Raw genomic sequence first — 984 nt, 5'->3', positions numbered from 1 at the left:
TGGAGTTCCCAGGATTTCCTAGACAGAGCTAGCCTCTGTTGGGGGTAGCATTGGGAGACAGTCATGTCTGCAGGCAAGATCACCAGCAAGACCCGGCAAGCCTACAAATTCATCGATGCGCATCGGGACGAGTTCAGTATCCAGATGATGTGTCGTCTGCTTGGGGTTGCTCGAGCCGGCTACTACGCATGGCGTGAACATCCGATTTCCGATCGAGCGCAAGAAGACGCGCGGTTGCTTCGCTTGATACGTGCGTCGTTTACCGCCAGCCACGGAATTTATGGCGCTCCCAGGGTGTTTCTCGACCTGAGGGAGCACGGGGAGGCATGCAGCAAACATCGGGTTGCTCGCTTGATGCGGGTGAACGGGTTGCACGCGCTGCATGGCTATCGCATACGGCACATCCCCGCTCCAAAACCTCATGTCTTGATCCCTAATTTGCTCCAGCGTCAGTTCAGCGTATCGCGCCCGAACGAGGCATGGGTGACGGATATCACCTACATCCGCACGTGGCAGGGTTGGCTGTACCTGGCGGTTGTTTTGGATCTTTTCTCACGCAGGGTTGTTGGTTGGGCTGTCAGACCAACGATTCATCGAGAACTTGTTCTGGATGCCGTGATGAAAGCCGTGCGCAGCCGACGTCCTCGCAAAACCCTTATCCACTCGGATCAAGGCTCGCAGTACGGAAGTGATGCATGGCGGCGTTTCTGCAAAGACAATCACCTTGAGCCAAGCATGAGCAGACGTGCCAACTGCTGGGATAACGCGGTCGCTGAGTCCTTCTTCAGCAGTTTGAAAAAGGAACGGATCAAGAAGCGCATCTATGTGAATCGTGACGTGGCGACCTCGGACATATCCGACTACATCGATGGGTTTTACAATCCAACACGCCGCCACAGCCATCTAGGCGGGGTCAGTCCTGACGAGTTCGAGGCAGCGCATCGCCACCCTCGGTCAGGTGTCCACTAAATCCTGGGAACTCCA

General features: G+C 55.8%; 1 protein-coding gene. It reads left to right on the top strand.

Annotation, left to right across the window (positions count from 1 at the left end; translation table 11 throughout):
* Positions 1-63 precede the first annotated feature (63 nt).
* The gene (locus tag ACVOLS_RS21560) at positions 64-969 is read left to right on the top strand and encodes an IS3 family transposase (RefSeq protein ID WP_481547320.1); all 906 of its coding nucleotides are present in this window, start codon (positions 64-66) and stop codon (positions 967-969) included.
* Positions 970-984 lie beyond the last annotated feature (15 nt).

This window comes from Stenotrophomonas sp. STEN038 (assembly GCF_056759895.1).
This window is presented reverse-complemented; position numbering and strand designations above follow the sequence as displayed.